General features: G+C 45.8%; 21 protein-coding genes. 4 read left to right on the forward strand and 17 right to left on the reverse strand.

Annotated features, from left to right (window positions below; translation table 11 throughout):
• Positions 1-9 precede the first annotated feature (9 nt).
• The 3 genes from H8698_RS12560 to metF are packed head-to-tail and all read right to left on the reverse strand — an operon-like array spanning position 10 to position 3,955.
• Positions 10-2,415: a homocysteine S-methyltransferase family protein gene (locus tag H8698_RS12560; protein ID WP_346726849.1), complete on the reverse strand. Its 2,406-nt coding sequence runs from the start codon at positions 2,413-2,415 to the stop codon at positions 10-12.
• Between the two features lie 5 nt (positions 2,416-2,420).
• Positions 2,421-3,098 carry a vitamin B12 dependent-methionine synthase activation domain-containing protein gene (locus tag H8698_RS12565; RefSeq protein WP_249313803.1) on the reverse strand — a complete coding sequence of 226 codons (678 nt, stop codon included), beginning with the start codon at positions 3,096-3,098 and terminating at the stop codon, positions 2,421-2,423.
• Positions 3,095-3,955 (reverse strand): methylenetetrahydrofolate reductase [NAD(P)H], encoded by an 861-nt coding sequence (gene metF / locus H8698_RS12570; protein ID WP_177679101.1) that lies wholly within the window; start codon positions 3,953-3,955, stop codon positions 3,095-3,097. The genes H8698_RS12565 and metF overlap by 4 nt, the downstream gene beginning before the upstream one ends.
• Positions 3,956-4,082: 127 nt before the next feature.
• On the opposite strand from metF, the gene H8698_RS12575 reads away from it, so the two are divergent.
• Complete coding sequence (locus H8698_RS12575) at positions 4,083-4,601, forward strand: ECF transporter S component (protein ID WP_249313804.1); 519 nt, start codon at positions 4,083-4,085, stop codon at positions 4,599-4,601.
• 42 nt (positions 4,602-4,643) lie between these two features.
• On the opposite strand, the gene H8698_RS12580 is transcribed toward H8698_RS12575, so the two are convergent.
• The 3 genes from H8698_RS12580 to H8698_RS12590 all read right to left on the reverse strand — a co-directional run bounded on the left by H8698_RS12580 (position 4,644) and on the right by H8698_RS12590 (position 5,763).
• A complete protein-coding gene (locus H8698_RS12580; protein WP_249313805.1) occupies positions 4,644-4,976 on the reverse strand; it encodes a hypothetical protein in 333 nt (110 codons plus the stop codon).
• A gap of 106 nt (positions 4,977-5,082) precedes the next feature.
• Positions 5,083-5,265: a hypothetical protein gene (locus H8698_RS12585; protein WP_177679107.1), complete on the reverse strand. Its 183-nt coding sequence runs from the start codon at positions 5,263-5,265 to the stop codon at positions 5,083-5,085.
• Between the two features lie 45 nt (positions 5,266-5,310).
• Positions 5,311-5,763 (reverse strand): DUF1492 domain-containing protein, encoded by a 453-nt coding sequence (locus H8698_RS12590; RefSeq protein WP_249313806.1) that lies wholly within the window; start codon positions 5,761-5,763, stop codon positions 5,311-5,313.
• An 84-nt stretch (positions 5,764-5,847) separates the two neighbouring features.
• On the opposite strand from H8698_RS12590, the gene H8698_RS12595 reads away from it, so the two are divergent.
• Positions 5,848-6,033 (forward strand): hypothetical protein, encoded by a 186-nt coding sequence (locus H8698_RS12595; RefSeq protein WP_249313807.1) that lies wholly within the window; start codon positions 5,848-5,850, stop codon positions 6,031-6,033.
• Between the two features lie 36 nt (positions 6,034-6,069).
• Here H8698_RS12595 and H8698_RS12600 read toward each other — a convergent pair whose 3' ends face one another.
• Entirely contained in the window at positions 6,070-6,309 is a 240-nt protein-coding gene (locus tag H8698_RS12600) for a hypothetical protein (protein ID WP_249313808.1), read from the reverse strand.
• A 13-nt stretch (positions 6,310-6,322) separates the two neighbouring features.
• Positions 6,323-6,529 (reverse strand): hypothetical protein, encoded by a 207-nt coding sequence (locus H8698_RS12605; protein ID WP_249313809.1) that lies wholly within the window; start codon positions 6,527-6,529, stop codon positions 6,323-6,325.
• Positions 6,530-6,863: 334 nt separating this feature from the next.
• Between H8698_RS12605 and H8698_RS12610 the strand changes: the two genes are divergently transcribed.
• Together H8698_RS12610 and H8698_RS12615 are read left to right on the forward strand one after the other, a co-directional pair.
• Entirely contained in the window at positions 6,864-7,301 is a 438-nt protein-coding gene (locus H8698_RS12610) for a helix-turn-helix domain-containing protein (protein WP_177679116.1), read from the forward strand.
• A gap of 43 nt (positions 7,302-7,344) precedes the next feature.
• Positions 7,345-8,001, forward strand: coding sequence for a hypothetical protein (locus tag H8698_RS12615; RefSeq protein WP_249313810.1), 657 nt, complete (start codon positions 7,345-7,347; stop codon positions 7,999-8,001).
• 162 nt (positions 8,002-8,163) lie between these two features.
• On the opposite strand, the gene H8698_RS12620 is transcribed toward H8698_RS12615, so the two are convergent.
• The 9 genes from H8698_RS12620 to H8698_RS12660 form a co-directional block, all read right to left on the reverse strand.
• Complete coding sequence (locus tag H8698_RS12620) at positions 8,164-10,080, reverse strand: hypothetical protein (RefSeq protein ID WP_249313811.1); 1,917 nt, start codon at positions 10,078-10,080, stop codon at positions 8,164-8,166.
• 86 nt (positions 10,081-10,166) lie between these two features.
• Positions 10,167-11,621, reverse strand: a complete 1,455-nt coding sequence (locus H8698_RS12625) for a hypothetical protein (RefSeq protein WP_249313812.1) — start codon at positions 11,619-11,621, stop codon at positions 10,167-10,169.
• Positions 11,622-11,636: 15 nt separating this feature from the next.
• A complete protein-coding gene (locus H8698_RS12630; protein ID WP_249313813.1) occupies positions 11,637-12,272 on the reverse strand; it encodes a hypothetical protein in 636 nt (211 codons plus the stop codon).
• Positions 12,247-13,494, reverse strand: a complete 1,248-nt coding sequence (locus tag H8698_RS12635; RefSeq protein ID WP_249313814.1) for a baseplate J/gp47 family protein — start codon at positions 13,492-13,494, stop codon at positions 12,247-12,249. The genes H8698_RS12630 and H8698_RS12635 overlap by 26 nt, the downstream gene beginning before the upstream one ends.
• Positions 13,485-13,877: a contractile injection system sheath initiator gene (locus H8698_RS12640; protein WP_249313815.1), complete on the reverse strand. Its 393-nt coding sequence runs from the start codon at positions 13,875-13,877 to the stop codon at positions 13,485-13,487. Before H8698_RS12640 ends, H8698_RS12635 begins: the two co-directional genes overlap by 10 nt.
• A gap of 18 nt (positions 13,878-13,895) precedes the next feature.
• On the reverse strand, positions 13,896-14,303 hold the full coding sequence (locus tag H8698_RS12645; RefSeq protein ID WP_249313816.1) for a hypothetical protein: 408 nt from the start codon (positions 14,301-14,303) through the stop codon (positions 13,896-13,898).
• Positions 14,303-15,235: a phage protein gene (locus H8698_RS12650; protein WP_249313817.1), complete on the reverse strand. Its 933-nt coding sequence runs from the start codon at positions 15,233-15,235 to the stop codon at positions 14,303-14,305. Before H8698_RS12650 ends, H8698_RS12645 begins: the two co-directional genes overlap by 1 nt.
• Complete coding sequence (locus tag H8698_RS12655) at positions 15,228-15,563, reverse strand: phage baseplate plug family protein (RefSeq protein WP_249313818.1); 336 nt, start codon at positions 15,561-15,563, stop codon at positions 15,228-15,230. Before H8698_RS12655 ends, H8698_RS12650 begins: the two co-directional genes overlap by 8 nt.
• A 4-nt stretch (positions 15,564-15,567) precedes the next feature.
• Positions 15,568-16,215: a phage baseplate protein gene (locus H8698_RS12660; protein WP_249313819.1), complete on the reverse strand. Its 648-nt coding sequence runs from the start codon at positions 16,213-16,215 to the stop codon at positions 15,568-15,570.
• Positions 16,216-16,217: the final 2 nt, after the last annotated feature.

Below are 16,217 nucleotides of genomic sequence, written 5' to 3' on the forward strand. Positions count from 1 at the left end.
GGTTTTATTTTATTCTATTTCCTGTTCAATTTGCTCTGCATACCGCACGGTTTCCATTGCGTCTCGGGCATATTTATCTGCATGAATCTGCTCAGCATAACTTTGGGTCATCACCGCACCGCCCACAACGGTTTTTACATGGGGCGCTTTTGTTTTCAACAATTGAATGGTTTCCTCCATTGCCGGAACGGTTGTGGTCATCAGCGCGCTTAAGCCAACCAGAGCCGCGCCGGTTTCCTCTACTGCCGCCGCAATTGTTTCCGGCGGCACATCTTTGCCCAAATCCGTTACGTCGAACCCATAGTTTTGCAGGAGTACCTTAACAATGTTTTTTCCAATATCGTGAATGTCGCCACGAACTGTGGCAATTACAATTTTACACTTTTTCTTCCGTCCCGCTCCCGGCTTCATGCTTTGTTTTATTACGTCGAAAGAGGCCTTTGCGCTCTCTGCGCTCATCAATAGCTGGGGCAAAAACGTGGTCTTTTTCTCAAACCCAATGCCAACAAAATCCAGCGCGGGAATAATGCAGTTGTCAATGATAAACAGAGAATCCTGCTCTTTTAACAGCGTTTCCGTAATTTGAGCAGCATTCTCTTTTAAGCCCTTAATCACCGCGTCTTTTAGCTGCTCTGTCAGAGGTTTTCCGCTGTTTTCTGCCTTTGCTTCCTGCTTTGGCTTGTCCGATTGGGCAGCATAGGCAATGTATTTTTCACACATGGGGTCTTTGTCTTGCAGCGCATTAAAACTAAAATAAACATTCATCATGCCTGTGGTTTTTGGGTTCATAATTGCCGCGTCAAGTCCCGCGCCCAGCGCCATGGCAAAAAATGTGGTGTTAACAAGTTCTCTTTGCGGAAGGCCAAACGAAACGTTGGAAACGCCCAGGCTGGTCAGTCCGCCGTTTTTCTTCACCAAGCTGACGGCTCCCAGGGTTGCTAAAGCTGACGAGGTGTCTGAGCTGATGGTCATTGCCAGCGTGTCGATAATAATATCTTTTTTGGGAATTCCATATTCTTTTGCAGTGTCATAAATTTTCTGTGCAATTTGAAACCTTCCCTCTGCCGTTTCGGGTATTCCGTTTTCGTCTAACGTAAGGCCAACAATCAGCCCGCCATATTTTGCCGCAAGCGGGAACACCGTCTCCATGCTCTCGCGCTTGCCACAAACGGAATTTATCATGGGCTTGCCGTTATAAATGCGGAGTGCCGCCTCCATGGCCTCGGGAATTGATGTATCAATCTGCAAAGGCAAACCGCAAACAGACTGCAGCTCGAACACCACCCGGGAAAGCATGGCTGTTTCGTCAATGTCCGGCAAGCCGGCATTCACGTCCAGCACATGTGCGCCGCGCTCCATTTGGTCTATACCCTCGTTCAAAATATATTCTAAATTATTTTCCCGCAGGGCAGCTTTCAGCGCGCTTTTCCCCGTGGGGTTAATGCGCTCGCCGATTAACACCGGCACCGTTCCAAACTCCACTGCGTGGGTGTAGGAAGAAATTACAGAACGGTTTTTGTCCATGAGCGGAACCGCTTTTTTGTCCTTTGTTTTTTCAATTAATACCGAAATATGCTCCGGCGTTGTGCCGCAGCAGCCGCCTAAACCATGCACGCCAAAATCCAAAAAGACGGCCATGGCACCGGCAAATTCCTCCGGCCCAACGTCGTAAACCGTCTTTTCCCCGTCAAAGGCAGGAAGCCCTGCATTGGGGTTTACAATAACGGGAACCGAAGCAAATTCCGTCAAACTCTTTACTACCGCCGCCAGCTTGTCCGGTCCCAGGCCGCAGTTTACGCCCAGAGCATCTACTCTAAGACCCTCCAGCATGGCAACCATTGCGGCGCAGTCCGCCCCGGTCATGAGCTTGCCCTGCTCGTCGTAGGTGTTGGTGACAAACACCGGCAAATCGCAGGTTTCTTTTGCTGCCAGCACCGCCGCTTTTGTTTCAAAGCTGTCGTTCATGGTTTCAATTAAAATCAGGTCTGCGCCGCTTTCTGCACCAATGCGAATGGTTTCAGAAAAAATGCTTACGGCCTGTTCAAAGCCCAAGTCGCCCAGCGGCGCAAGGAGCTTTCCCGTGGGGCCAACGTCCAAAGCAACATACCGCTGCTTTCCGCCGGCCTGGTTTGCCGCAGTTTTTGCACACATTACCGCCATTTGCACCACGGTTTTTAAGTCGGGCATGTGGTCTTTTCCGTTAAACTTTAAGCTGTTTGCGCCAAAGGTGTTGGTTGCAATCACATCACATCCCGCCGCAAGATAAGCCTTATGAGCGGCGATAATTTTGTCTGGATGGGTCAGCCCCCACATTTCCGGCAATTCGCCGGGCATAAGTCCCATAGACTGCAAAAGCGTCCCCATACCGCCGTCAAAATATACAATTCCGTTTTCTATCTTTTCTTTTATGTTCAAATAATTCACCCTCTCGAATATGCACAGTCTTCCCGTTTGTCACAGGCTTCACAGCCGCTCTTATTGCATTGAGTATCCTCACTGCTGATGCCAATCACCGCCGAAACGGATTTCGAAGGCGTCATCATTAAGCTGTCTGTTAACGACACACCAATTTGCTTTGGACACTCAAGCACACGAAACAGATCGCGCTGATGGGAAAGAGCAAAATCGCCGTATCCCGGGCTGAACCGCGGACGAAGAAATACGGTTTCAGCTTTCAGTTTATCCGACAAGCGTGCACAAAACAGGTCGCACCAGCTTTCAATGGCCGCGGCGCCCGCCGCCTGGGCAATCACTGCCGCCGCTGGCGAAAGTTTGCTATATTTTGCAATGATCCGGTCTGCTCCAGCTCCGACTGTCGCGCCGAACAGAACTGCACGCGCACAGCCTCTTAAGTTCTTAGAAAGCCCGGCGGAGTTTACGCGAAACGTGCCGATATCAATTGTTTGCCCATTCACATTAATGTCACACAGGGTAAAGCACGCCCGGCAGGAAAGGCTTAAAAACACCTCCTGCGTCACCGCTTCAATTTGCTGCTGCATTTGTGCATCAGGGCTGCTTTTTCCAAACCCCAAATACCGCAGCACTTCCCCGTGCCTTATCTCAATTTCTTTGACATCTGCGGTTTGCACATAAATCATTTTAAAATCTCCGATAAGTTAGCTTGAATCTGTGCTGCAACGTCCGGCTTGTTCATGGTGTAAACGTGAACGTTTTCCACGCCGTTTGCCACCAAGTCAATAATCTGGTCTGTGGCATAGGCAATGCCCGCCTGCTTCATTGCAGACGGATTGTCCCCAAACCGATCTACAATCGATTTAAACCGCTGGGGCAGATAGGTGCCGGAAAGCTTTACAATGCGCTGAATCTGCTTGCCGTTTGTAACCGGCATAATGCCCGCCACCACCGGCACGTTGATGCCTGCTTCACGAATTTTATACAAGAAATTATATAAGATATTGTTGTCAAAAAACATCTGCGTCGTTAAAAAGTCGCAGCCCATGTCCACCTTTTCTTTTAAAAAACGAATATCTTCTTTTTGATTTTTAGACTCCGTGTGTCCCTCCGGGTAGCAGGCCCCGCCAATGCAAAAGTTGCCCGCCGCCTTAATATCTAAAATCAGTTCGCTGGCGTAGCGGTATTCTTGAACCGTTAGCCCTTCGTTTGGAATGTCGCCCCGAAGCGCCAAAATATTTTCAATGCCGTTTTTTGAAAGCTCTGCAAGATATTCCCGCACCGCCTGTTTGGTTGAAGAAACGCAGGTTAAATGCGCCAAAGGCGTTACGCCAAAGTTTTTTAAAATATTTTCTGCAATTGAGGCAGATGTTGCGCTTGCCCCCCCGCCTGCGCCGTAGGTTACGCTCATAAAATCCGGCGATAGACGTGCAATTTCCTCCGTTGCCGTTTTCACATTGTTGTAGGCATCCCAGCTTTTGGGCGGGAAAACCTCGAACGACAGCGTTGCTTTTTTCTGTTTAAAAAGTTCAGACAGTTTCAAATATATCACATCCTTAATTGTTTATTTTACCATTTCAACCGGGAGGTTGTCAATGAAAACAGGAAACGTTTGACAAAAAGACTGGAATATGATAACATGAAACCGTAACAGTTGGGAGGTTATCCTTATGAAAAGTAAAAAAATTGTGCTGTGCGGCCTGTTTTGTGCTATTGGTGTGCTTTTGCCCCAGGCGTTTCACATGTTTGGCACAGCCGCAGGAATGACATTTTTGCCCATGCACATTCCCGTGCTTATGGCAGGCCTCATCATTGGCCCTGTATGCGGTTTGGTTACAGGTGTGGTCTCGCCGGTGCTTTCCTGTTTGTTTACAGGCATGCCCGCTCCGGTGAAGCTTCCGTTTATGCTGTTCGAACTGGCAGCATATGGCCTGTTTTCCGGGCTGTTTTCAAAAAACAGCAACGGCGTTGGCCGTGTTTATTTGTCGCTCATCGGCGCGCAGATTGCCGGCCGGGCAGTGAATGCTGTCTGCACGCTGGCGGCAGTTTACCTGTTTCACATTGAAAAAGTTTCCGTGCTTTCCGTTTGGACTGCCGTTGTGTCCGGCGTGCCGGGAATTGTAATTCAGCTTGTGTTTATTCCCCCGTTGGTAATGGCGGTTAAAAAGTATGCAAAAACAATGCTGTAACAAAAAAGGCCGCTGAAAACAGCGGTCTTAATTTTTTTAAATTCATTTCAGTTTCAAGATTATCACGCGCCTGTGCCGCGGTCTGCGAAACAGGCGGTTTTCAGCCCTGTTGAGCGCCGCTTTCAGCAACTCAATTTCGCGGCTTTTTTGCAAAAGTTCCGTCTGCATAGCCAGGCTTTCAGCCAGCCGAGCTTGTTCTGTTTGGTCCAGCTTTCTTTTCAGCTCTGCCTTTTCTTTTCCCAGTTTGCTGGTAATTTTGTCCGCCCTTGCCTGAATGAGACGTTCAAGCTCTTTTGGCGCCTGCGGAATCTCAGACGGCTGTCCGCTTTCAGGATGCTCCTTTCCCCAAAATGGGCTTGTGTGTTCTGCTGTCATACCCATCCTCCCAATTTTATTTTATTTTGAAGCACTTCCAATCAGCGCAAGTGCAATGACTGTAATGCAAACCATCATTGTAATGATAATGCTAACCGGCATAAAATCACCTCTTTTTTCTGCGTTTTGCCTGCCGTCCTGTGTGGTTTTTATTGATGTCCGCCAGCTTTCTGTCAAACAAAATTTTTCCGTCAAATGTTCTTGTCAATCCACACCGCAGGCAGACGAAACAATCGTTTACCTGTCTCCAATCGTGTCCGCACATTTCACCATCATCCTTTTTAAACAAATCCCGCCGCCCATCCGCCGGCAATTTAAAACCGGCCCTACACCGTTAAACTCTTTTCACACCATAACATGGGTTCTGCCGCAGCTGCAAGCAAGTGCCGACACAAATTTTTCCGAGAGCCTTTGCATGAAGGGATGTCCGAATCCAATAGGCAGACATGTCCATCTTTTCTGCAATCTGTTCCCACGTAAAATACCGTAAATAACGCAGTTCCAGAAGCGTCCTTAACGTGGCGTCTCCCACCTTGCTAATCACATCTGCAATTTCCGATTTTACGGCATAAAGCTCATCTAACCGCTTTGACAGCCGGTTTTTATATTCTATGTATTTTAAAACTGCTTCGTCTGACCGGTTCGTTTTCGACGTCTGCACCTTAACGCCGGCACACTGCGCGGTAACAGACAGCACACGCTCTTTTGCTGAAACCAGCTCGTCGCTCAGCGCATCAATTTCGTTGTCAATTTTCCAGGCCCTTTCAAGCCACTCTTTCGTATCCAAACGTTGTCCTCTCCTTCATGTTGGTTTCAGGCAAGCCTGTATAAAATAAAACAATTTGCAAATCCTAATATTGAGGTGATAAAAATGGAAAAACATGATGATTTACCTTTGGGTTTTGGCATGGCGCTGGCGCAAAACGAGCAGGCAATGACCTATTTTGCCAACCTCACCGAAGAACAAAAGCAGTCGGTGATAACCGCTACCCACAACATCCAGTCGAAACAGGAAATGCATAACTACGTTCAAAATCTTACCAGGCAGGAGTCTTAAGACCCCTGCTTTTTTCCTGCCGCTTTGTGCTTGTACTTAATTTTCGCTCATGATGAGGTAAACCGTTTCATTTAAAGCAGGATCTTTTATCCGCTTATTCGTTTCACCTCCAGGCTGCAAAGTTTTGCCGGCGGCGGACGAAGTTTTCACCTCGTAAACTTTTATTTCACTATTCCTGCATCCAGACAATAGGTTGGAAAACAACGCAAACAGCAGTGCAAAAACAAATAGGGCCGCCGCGTTTTTTATTGCTCTTTCTCTAAACTTAAGTTTCATATGCGTCCTCCCGTTATGATTTTAATTTTTCCCAATCACTCAAAATGTCCAAAACCGACTTTAGCACTGCCGCACTTTTCGGCGTTTGGACAACGCCAGATATAAAACAGCTCAATTCCTGGGGCGACACACGCTCATGCCCGCGGCGCCGCAGTTCACATAGCAGGTCGACCTGTTTTTTTTCAAGCTCCAGCAGCCTGTGTTTAATTTTTTTTCCCATCTGCCTGTCCTCATCTCCTTTTAATCATTTGTAAATTTTAATCTCCTTAGCCACAAAAGCAGGAGAATGCGTCGTTACCACACCAGGACAAACTGTCTTATATTTTTACAAATTTCGGCACATTATCCTGTTTTTCATTGTAACCATTATTGACAAAGTCTTTTCTCTGTGTTATATTAAGATTATCCATACTTCTCATATAACTATTCCGAAACTGTCGGTAGGCATTTCTCTGTCTTTAACTTTATTATATATCTAATTTTAGAGATTGTCAACTATTTTATCTCTATTTTTAGATATTCGTTGTTATGTATAAAATAAGGGGTGTATTATTGTGTATATTTCACAAGACGTAGCTGACCGAATTAAAAATCTTGCTCAGAAGAAAAGTATTTCCGTTAAAAAGCTTTTGTCGGACATTGGACTCGGTTTCAACACCATGTCCAATATGCGTAATTCAATGCCAAAAGCAGACAACCTTGCAAAAATTGCAGATTATCTCGGCTGTTCCGTCGACTATCTGCTGGGCAGAACGGAAGAATATTCCCCTCAGAGCACAGAACAAACAACAGTCGAGGCTGATAAAGAGTATTTCGAGTTGATTGAAGAGTATAAAAAATTAGATTTAAAAGGAAAAAATAAAGTATTGAATACAATTTTCAGTGAACAGGAACGGGTTAAACTGTTAGAACCTGACGAATCGATGCAGCTTGCTGCTTTCGGCGGCGATTTTAAAGGTAAGCCTAAAAGCAAGAAAACTCAGCTTACTTAAGAAGTAATAACACAATGGTAGTCTCTGAAAGGGGATTTATCAGTTGAAAATTATACAGAAAACTGCCAAGACATTTTTAAGAGAATTCGGTAAGGAGATTACCATTCAACGACTATCAGAAGCATTGAGCCGCCGCGGATATGTTCTATTATACATGGGGTCTGATGACGGTAACGAACAGTTATTAAATTTAGGACTGTTAGATTATGCAAAGGGGAAAAAAGCGTTTACTGTATGCACATCTTTGAAAATTGTATTTGTTGACATTGAATGCCACAACAATGACAAAATAAAACTAATATTGCATGAATTGGCACATATTGAACTTGGTCATATTGGAAACGAGTTTAATTGCCGGGATGAAGTAGCCGCGGAAATTGAAGCAGACGCTGTTGTATATGCGGTTTTAAACCCACCGGACACGACTCGTTCCGGTGTAATGCTGCTGATGGTTACAATCATTCTTTTAATTTTTGCTATGATTTTAATTTTCGTCTTTCAAAAGACAGAAACCATTTCTGGCAGCACCGCTGCAGCTATACCAGCACCCATAGAAAGCGCGCTGTCAAACACAGCTGAACAGATCGAGGAACAAATTGCAGATGAAAATGTGTTTGTTTACGTTACTCCTTCAGGAAATTGCTATCACACGCCTGAATGCAGGTATGCACAGTCAGACAACGCAATTAAAATCAAATAACCACAGGCCGAAAAATATTACAGGCCCTGTAAAATATGTAATTCGTAAAATATTAAAATAACACAGGGGACTGCTATTGTGTTATTTTGTTAGTCAAGAACACGGCATAAACAAAAAACCTTGAAACGATTTTGTTTCAAGGTTTTTTGTTTTAAATCACACTTAAATCACAACATTTTCGCATAACGGATTCATATTTTCATCCCAGATAAAGGCCCTCACACTCTTTGCATGCCTGCCCGCCGGGATACTGACCGAGCAGCCAAATGACGAAGTTTTTCCTGTTTGAACCGCTCCCCACATATAGCTTAGGTTTAGCAAAATCCCGTTTTCATCATATACCGCAATGATGAAATATTCTTTATTCTTGCTGTCGTTTAACTTCTCCGCTTCCAGTTCCGCCAAAAACGTACCCGTTTCAGGCACAGAGGACAAAATTGCTCCTGTCTGGTCTTTCAACTTAAGCCCCAGAATGCGGTAAGGCGGATCAGAAACCCCGCCGCCCGGTGTTAGCTCCAGCGCGGCCTGGTTGGTGTCGTTATCCCAGAGAAAGGGCAATTCCGCAGAATAACGGTCGTGAACCACGGTGTAATTTGTTCCCTGGGGCAGATAGGCATATAGCATGCCGTCGCTGTCGGTATGCGCCCGGTAGTCCGGCATGTTATCGCCCTTAACCGAAACAAGCGCATTTGCCAGAGGCTCATGGTCAATAAACAGTGCCAGTTCGGTTTTAAACACCGGGTCGCCAGTTTCATTCACAGGGCGAGTTCCATAAAAATTTGCATTGACATAGCCTGCGCTCAGCACAGGAGGTTCCTCCAAACGGGTGGCTCTGCCGGAAACACCGTCGCTGTAATAATAGCTTGTTCCTCCTTCTCCTCCCGCGGCTGTAAAGTGTACAAGACTGTTTATAGCGCCGATTTTTCCCTCTAAGCCAATTCCGCCGTTTCCGGCAGAATAACTTTGATAATTGTTATATTTAACATTAACAGATCCGCCTGTGCCGCCTGTAACAGACGCCTTTGCAAAATCATAGAGAAAAAGCTCGCCGCAAATGCCGGTGCCTCCGTCTCCCCCGTCGCCATAAAAAGTGCTATCTCCCATTGTTGCTCCGTTGCCGCCTCGGCATGTTATAACAGAATTTTCATGGCAATAAACGTTGCCAACAACTCCGGTTCCGCCTGTCCCAGCAGATCCCGTTCCTCCGGTAACAACAGCGCTGGAAGAATCATATAAAAATAGATTTCCAATTAATCCGTTTCCGGCGCCGTAGCCGCCGTGACCCAAATCCTCAAGACCGTCGCCACCAATCAGAGTTAATGCTGCGTCATTGTACAACACTACGTTGCCTTTTACTGCGCTTTCTCCGTCGGTATAATATTTGCCCTGTCCTCCTATAATGGTGGTGTTTCCTGCCTTACACACCACGTTTCCTCCCACTCCATAGCTCACGGTGTTTTCGTTGCTTCTCCCACCGCCAATTTTAACCGTGCCGGAATTCAGCACCGTAACATCTCCTGTAATTCTTACAGACTCGAATGAACCCGTGTGGTTGAAGGTAACATTGCCCCAAATTCCGTCAAAATATCCATCCGTATAGCTTTGTTTAAAACTACCGTCTCCCAGCACTTCAAAGTTGCCGTAAATATTTCCGACAACATTATTTTTTCCTTTTAACACCAGCTGATTTCCGGTTGGTGAAGAAAACGTAAATAAATCACTCACTCTGCCAGAAGTATTATCATGTTTATTAAAGTTATCTAATGTAATAGCAACATAAGAAGCTGCGGTAAATCCAATATATTCATATGTTACCTCCGGTAAACCGCGAATTGTAAGAGCATGAATTTCAGAAGGAATTTCAACCTTCACACTGTTCTCTTTTCTTGGCGGAAGTTTTTCAAGGCTTATGGTGTCGCCATTTTGAAAGTCTGCCCAAATCGGCGCGTCCGTTCCATTTAAATCGTTCCATTCCTCAACAACATGAACCGTAGCTGCATGCACCGTCACGGCTTGCAAATTCATTATTGCAAACATGAATGCAAAAACAAACCCAAAAAATGATTTTTTTCTCATCATAAAGATTCCCCCTCTGATGTTTATATTTATAGTTTGAGTCTACCATAAATATGACGGTATGTCAATCAGAAAGAGGGAATCTTTTTTTACATTTCAGTCCAGTCCGTAACCCAGACAACTTCGCCATAGCGTTGAATTTCAGCCGTCCGCTTATAAATTTTTTCTCCGTCAATTTTCGTTTGATATTGATGATATCCGCTGTTCTTGTGAAAGAGAAGATAAGGTGTAAAGGAGTCTCCGCTTCCTGAAACCACATAATACAACCCCGTTGTTTTAAGCTGGTCTGACGCACTCTCCGTTAAAAAAGTCTCCAGCCGTCGGCACTGGTTCATTACCGGAACAGATTCATCAAGTGTTTTCCAAGCTGTTCCATCCCAGTAAGCGATGTCTTCTCTTGCATAGGAGTCTGTTAAGGATTCCGGAAAACTTCCATTTTGAAACTCGCCCAAATAAAACGACGCTTGAAGATCGGGATATTCCACGCCAAAACTTTCAACCTCATACCAGCCATAACCTGATATACCGCCTTCGTATGAGATGCTGCCAATTTTATTGCCTCGAATATCATATGCACATACATACCTATCTTCTGGTTCAATACATCCCTCAGGAGGAGTTATTTTAAGGCTGGTCACACGTGATGTGCCGTCTACTGACTCTAAATGCAAAAGTTCATCTTCCGGCCCTGTATAAAATACAGCGTTGCTCACAATAATATAGGCGTCGCCCGGCGCCGGGCCGGCAGGGAGCTCCTCTGAATTCGGCACAATCCCTTTTATCTCAATTCCAACCATGCAGTCTGGAATTCTTGCAGCTGGTATTTTGCCGTCTGCGTTCATGAGCGTGTGGTTATAAACCTGCAGTGTCTGCTTATTGTTATTTGTTCCGCTTCCAAGTTGAATTGCGTCAATATATTTTTGTGAATAGCCCTCCATTAGCTTTACCTTTGCGTTATACCCTCCGGAAAAACCATAGCCTGCTATCGCACCATTTCCAACTGCGCCGCCGTAATCATAAGCCATTGCACTTAATCCCACAGCGCCGCCAGCGTTTGTTTTTGCATTTGACCCTGCCGCTCCGCCGCCGTTTTTAGATTCTGCTTTGCTGCCTCCTGCAAATCCATCATCCGTTTTAGCACTGAACCCCACTGCCCCGCCATTTTTGGGAACTTCAACATTGTTTTCAAGCTTGGTTACTTTTGCAAGCTCGCCACCTGCAAAACCCGAACCAGAAAATGCTGCTGACCCAACCGCTCCGCCTGCTGTGGTATATGCGTTCTGGCCCACAGCGCCGCCGCTTTCCGCAGACGCCTCATCTCCGCCGATAAAACCGCCGGAAAAATTATATTTTTCCGCTTTATTGTTATCCACGCTTGTTAACTTCGTTTGCAACTCCGTTACCGCTTTCATCACTTTGCTCCAAAACCAGTTAAAAACAGAGGCAGCGGGCTTTTGCCCTCCCTTAAAGCCAGACAGCTGCAGTTCCTCTGAAGGTTCTTTGCCGTCATTGCCCCAGGCGGAAAAAATATTTTTAAAATCCATAATGAAACCTCCTTGTTAAATAGGTAAAATAATTTCGTTTTCTTCGCTGAAAAAATCACCGAAATAGCCGCCAATATCCTTGTTATCACTGTCGCCGAAACCGGATGATAAGTCTATTTCGCCTTCATTGTCTGAAAACATGAGGGTGCCGTCGAAATACACCGTTTTAATCGTAACGCAAACCGGAAACAGATGCTTAATCAATTCCACTGTTTGTTTGTTGGAAAGAATGACAGAATTCAAAACATCAAGCGGCAGCGATACAATTTCAACTGTTAGGGGCGCGGCTGTCTCTTGAATGAAAATATCCGATTCCTTACAACCAAATGTGGCGGAAATCGCTCTTAAAATACTGTTATAATCGCCGCCTGAAATGTTTCGCATAATTTTGGAACGAATCATAATTAAAAACTGTTTTTCTGTAGCAAGCCCCCTCGCCTGCCCCACCATATCGCCGTAAAGGCTTAAGGTTTTGCCGGTTGCTTTATCAATGTCTAAAATTTCTTCCGTGTCGGCAATGTCCCTGCGCAGGGACATTGCCGCCTCCTGCTCCACTGCTAAAATTTTAAAGTTGTTGCTTTCCGGTTGTTTGTTATAGCAGTCCGGCAGATTCGCTGCAAAATTGTTAAAGCTGAACTGTTTCATTTTCAATTGTCACCTCAATTTCATTCGCAGTCGTAACCGCTATCGCAACCTCGCCGATTGTAATACTTTCGGCTTTATACTCAGAATCCCCCTCAGTTTTCAGCTTTAACCCAGTTACCTCCACAACGCCGTTAATAGAATGGATGTGGCCATACAGGGCAGATAACACTACGTCGTTTCCCACGCCCAGGCCGTTGATATACGTCATAATGGCGCTTTTAATTTGATCGGGTCCCTTTTCTTCAAATCTGGCGTCCGCCGCAACAGCTATTTGAACAAAAACTTTAACCTCTTCCGTTTTTGAATATTGAATGATGTGAGGGTGCCCTCCCTGGTCATAAACCGTTTTTTCTACGCCTGACGCTCCTGTTTTGCATGTTTTAATACCGACGGGAGCCTTTTCAAAAATTGTTTCGGCAATTTCCTGTTCTAATATGCTCTTTTCAACACTTGGAATTTTTTCCCACCCCGGAACATGCACATAACATTCAAAGGTTCTTGGCGGTCTTCCATCCACAGTTTCGTCCGTTGCGTTTACAACAATTCCGGCGCTTTGCACCTTCGGCACACGCATTAAAGCAGCCCGAATGGCGTTTTCATTAGAGCTTCCCGCCCCCTCAATAGCGGCAGCAAACCGTTTTCTAAGCGCTAAGTCTGTTTCTGCATTTTCTCCATTTTTTGTAAGGCTTTTCACACCGCTTTTCACGTCTTTAACTCCCTCAATGGTGTTAACCAACTCGCTAATTTTTTCAATATTGCCAACCTCTCCCGGTTCGCTGCACTCTAACGTCACTTCGACACAAGGATCTGCTGTTTCGCCGTTTTTCGTTGTTGCTGGCGCCTTAATTTCAAATTCCTTAATGTTATAGAACGTAACGTCGCCGGAACGAAGAACCAGTTTTCCCATTTCCACTTTAGTTCCCGCCGTGCCGTAAACCGTTACAGTATGCTGTGCATAGGTCGCAGGGTTTCGGGTAATTCCTGCAAACACACACAGCCGGTCTAAGCTGTCGCCTGTGGCCGTGTTGGGAAACCGCGCATAATACACGTTTTCAATGTCTTCATAGGCCTTTGCAAGGTCATATGCGCCAATTCGAATAAATTTTCCAAACGCCGTCTTTTCATCAGTATCAATATCTGCACCAAAAAGCTCCTGCGCCTTTAAAATTTTTGCTTTCACAATATCGTCATAGGTTGGTCTTTGATATCCATTGTTGTCTAAGCCCATGTGCTCACCCCTTCCACTTCTTTACCGCCGCCGTTTACGGCGGTAAAATGAATTACAACTTTTCTGGTTTCCTTGTCCAGCTCTGTAGAAAACTTTGTCAGCGCAAAGGAATTGTCAACCTGCAGCAGTCCCTGAAACACTTCGTTTTTCATCATTTCCTCATCCACATTTTTGCCCAGCAGATTTTTAAAGCTGATTCCTTCGTTCTTTTGAAAGGCCCATTCACCCTTGTTGGTTGCGATTACCGTCTGAACGGTTTGTGTCAGCAGGGCGTTACCGTCAATCATCCGAATTCTGCACCCCGCCGAATTATGGGCAATGCCTTCATTGTCCAGCGCGCCCATTGCAACATCGCCGTTTTTATCCAGCTGAAACCCTTTCATTGCAACATCTCCTAATCTTTATAAAATTCCTACCACAACGCTGTCTGAAATGCTGTGGTGCCCCGCTGGCGGCGTTTTTAGGCGGCCGCGCCGCGCTTCGGTAATGTCGCGGTCCGCACAGACGCAAAACACCAAATCTCCCACATCAAGCGGCGTTAATACCACATGCGTCCTCTTTTCCGACTCCAGGTCGCCAACCCTGCACGTGCGCTCTTCCGTACTGATTTTATACCTTGCGCTTGCCACCACCGGAACATCACTGACAATTGCCTGCTTTACGGCCGGCTTTCCATACTGCTTCACTACACCCAGAGGCTGAACGGCGGCGCAGGTGCCGTCAAAAGACAACACCTTTCCGATATAGGCCGTTCTTAAATTTAAAAGCTTCTCTTCAATCATTCCATTAAAAATGTTGACGCTTCCCATTAAATAACCTCCATTTCCGTAATGCTCTCACTTTCGTTAAAGATGTGCTTTCCGCTGCGCACTCTGAACTTCCCCGACACGTTTGCGCTTCTAACAGTAACAACGGCTCCGGTGGTTATTCTGTGCTGCAGAATTGACTTCATTTTAAATCCCGTTACAACGTCGTGATAGTCCTCTGCCGTAATCTCCTCTTGAAATTCCTCAGGACTGTTTAACAGTCCCGTTGAAGCCTGCACCGTGAACTGAATGTCGTCCCCCTCGGAAATATGCCGGGCGTAAATCTTTCCTTTGTTAATATACACAGATATGCCGCATACCTCCGCATATTTGCGAATATTGTCCATCAGCCCGCCGCTTACATTCACCTTGTCCTCATACGTCCAGTCCCGCCGGATTTGAAACACGGCAACCGGCAGCTTTAACATGCTTAAAAGCTCATTTAAAATAAAGCTGGCCTTCGTATCTTCGGCATATTCCAGTTCTTTCGGAAGGTCGCGCTCCTTTAAATCCTCATCGTCAATGGCGTAAACGGTGGTTATCCTGTCAACACCTTCTACTTTTGTCACAACCTTGCTGACAAACCCGGTAAAAATTACCCCCGTGTCGTTTTGATAGCCTGCTGTAATGGTTACAGGCTTGTTGTAAACAATTTCACCCCGGGTTTTTTTTGACAGGTTATAAAGGGTAATCTCTGCCTCATTTGCCTCGGTGTCGTCGTCAAAGGGCACTTCAAACTCAATATCTAACGCTTCAGAGTTCAGCTTCACCTCACCGATTTGCACAATGGCAACCCTGCCGAACATACCCTCCGGCTGACCTTCGGTATATTCAATCTGATCCATAAGGCTTTTCACCGATTTTGCAAGGCGGGACCGTCTGCTGTCCTTCACATACTGCGGCGGTATCAGCATTTTTGATTTTCTGTTATCCAATGCGCTCACCGCCTGCATTATCAACTGTTAAAAAGACTGTTTCCCCCAGCGCCTCAAACGTTACCCGGTCGCTGTTCCCGCTCTCGTCAAAAGGGACGATGGTTACAGCAGGGTGTTTCCCTGCTGTATAAACATCGCCGAACAGCGGCATGCCATAAATAAGCGGTTCCCCCGCACATATGGTTTCGCCGCTTTTTTTCACTGCCAGCGTAAAAAAATTGTGGGTTTCGTTATAGCTCACTGCAAGGTCAAACAGTTCGCCGCCAAGCAATATGTGAAAATAATAAGGCACAAGCTCCTTTTTGATTAAAATTCTGTCTCGTTTCATTTTCTCACCTCAACCCCATTAAAATCTTTTCCCCGGCCATCAGAGAGTCGATATCACCTAGTACACTGAACGCATGGGGATTTTGCTCCATCACCCAGGCGCATTTTTCCGAAACTGAAGAAAAAAACGGCTTTAAAATTTTATAGTTTTCCGAAACTAAATTCCAAAGCTTATCGCCAAGCTTCACAATGTGATATATTTCGCCGTTTTCCCCTTGTTCCACCTGCTGTGTCCCGGCACAGCCAGCGGAATAATCCTCTGTATACGCCGGCTGTGCCACTCTCAGCTCCTTTAAGGTCATGTCGAACTCGCACCCACCCCAAACCGTGTTCGGGTGGGTGGTGGAGAAGGATTGAATTTGCAGGTTCGACTGCGCATTGCGTCCGACATATGTGATCAGCGACCCGCTCTTTTGCAGCTGCTTTAGTTTATCCAGCGCCGTGGTTGCATTTACGCGGACAATGGTGCTGTCTTCCCAGGAAACTGTATCGTCGTAGTCAACAATTTTCCCTTTCAGCGTTATTTCCACCGATTTTCTCTGTATGTGGTCTGTTATCTCGGTGCCCTCCTCTACCGGATGCTCCGTACATTCTAAGTTCATGTCAAGGCTCTCATCCTCAACAAATACATAAATACCGTTAATCAGCGCCATTG

Origin of the sequence: Congzhengia minquanensis, from assembly GCF_014384785.1 — a bacterium.
GTDB classification, from domain to species: Bacteria; Bacillota; Clostridia; order UBA1381; family UBA9506; genus Congzhengia; species Congzhengia minquanensis.

Bases quoted from the DNA above. Each gene is read 5' to 3' on its own strand.
- H8698_RS12595 (WP_249313807.1), top strand. From the start codon at position 5,848: ATGGAAAAACATGATGATTTACCTTTGGGTTTTGGCATGGCGCTGGCG.
- H8698_RS12575 (WP_249313804.1), top strand. From the start codon at position 4,083: ATGAAAAGTAAAAAAATTGTGCTGTGCGGCCTGTTTTGTGCTATTGGT.
- H8698_RS12635 (WP_249313814.1), bottom strand. From the start codon at position 13,494: ATGGGCTTAGACAACAATGGATATCAAAGACCAACCTATGACGATATT.
- H8698_RS12645 (WP_249313816.1), bottom strand. From the start codon at position 14,303: ATGGGAAGCGTCAACATTTTTAATGGAATGATTGAAGAGAAGCTTTTA.
- H8698_RS12605 (WP_249313809.1), bottom strand. From the start codon at position 6,529: ATGGGAAAAAAAATTAAACACAGGCTGCTGGAGCTTGAAAAAAAACAG.
- H8698_RS12580 (WP_249313805.1), bottom strand. From the start codon at position 4,976: ATGACAGCAGAACACACAAGCCCATTTTGGGGAAAGGAGCATCCTGAA.
- H8698_RS12600 (WP_249313808.1), bottom strand. From the start codon at position 6,309: ATGAAACTTAAGTTTAGAGAAAGAGCAATAAAAAACGCGGCGGCCCTA.
- H8698_RS12660 (WP_249313819.1), bottom strand. From the start codon at position 16,215: ATGGCGCTGATTAACGGTATTTATGTATTTGTTGAGGATGAGAGCCTT.
- H8698_RS12640 (WP_249313815.1), bottom strand. From the start codon at position 13,877: ATGAAAGGGTTTCAGCTGGATAAAAACGGCGATGTTGCAATGGGCGCG.
- H8698_RS12620 (WP_249313811.1), bottom strand. From the start codon at position 10,080: ATGATGAGAAAAAAATCATTTTTTGGGTTTGTTTTTGCATTCATGTTT.
- H8698_RS12565 (WP_249313803.1), bottom strand. From the start codon at position 3,098: ATGATTTATGTGCAAACCGCAGATGTCAAAGAAATTGAGATAAGGCAC.
- H8698_RS12655 (WP_249313818.1), bottom strand. From the start codon at position 15,563: ATGAAACGAGACAGAATTTTAATCAAAAAGGAGCTTGTGCCTTATTAT.
- H8698_RS12625 (WP_249313812.1), bottom strand. From the start codon at position 11,621: ATGGATTTTAAAAATATTTTTTCCGCCTGGGGCAATGACGGCAAAGAA.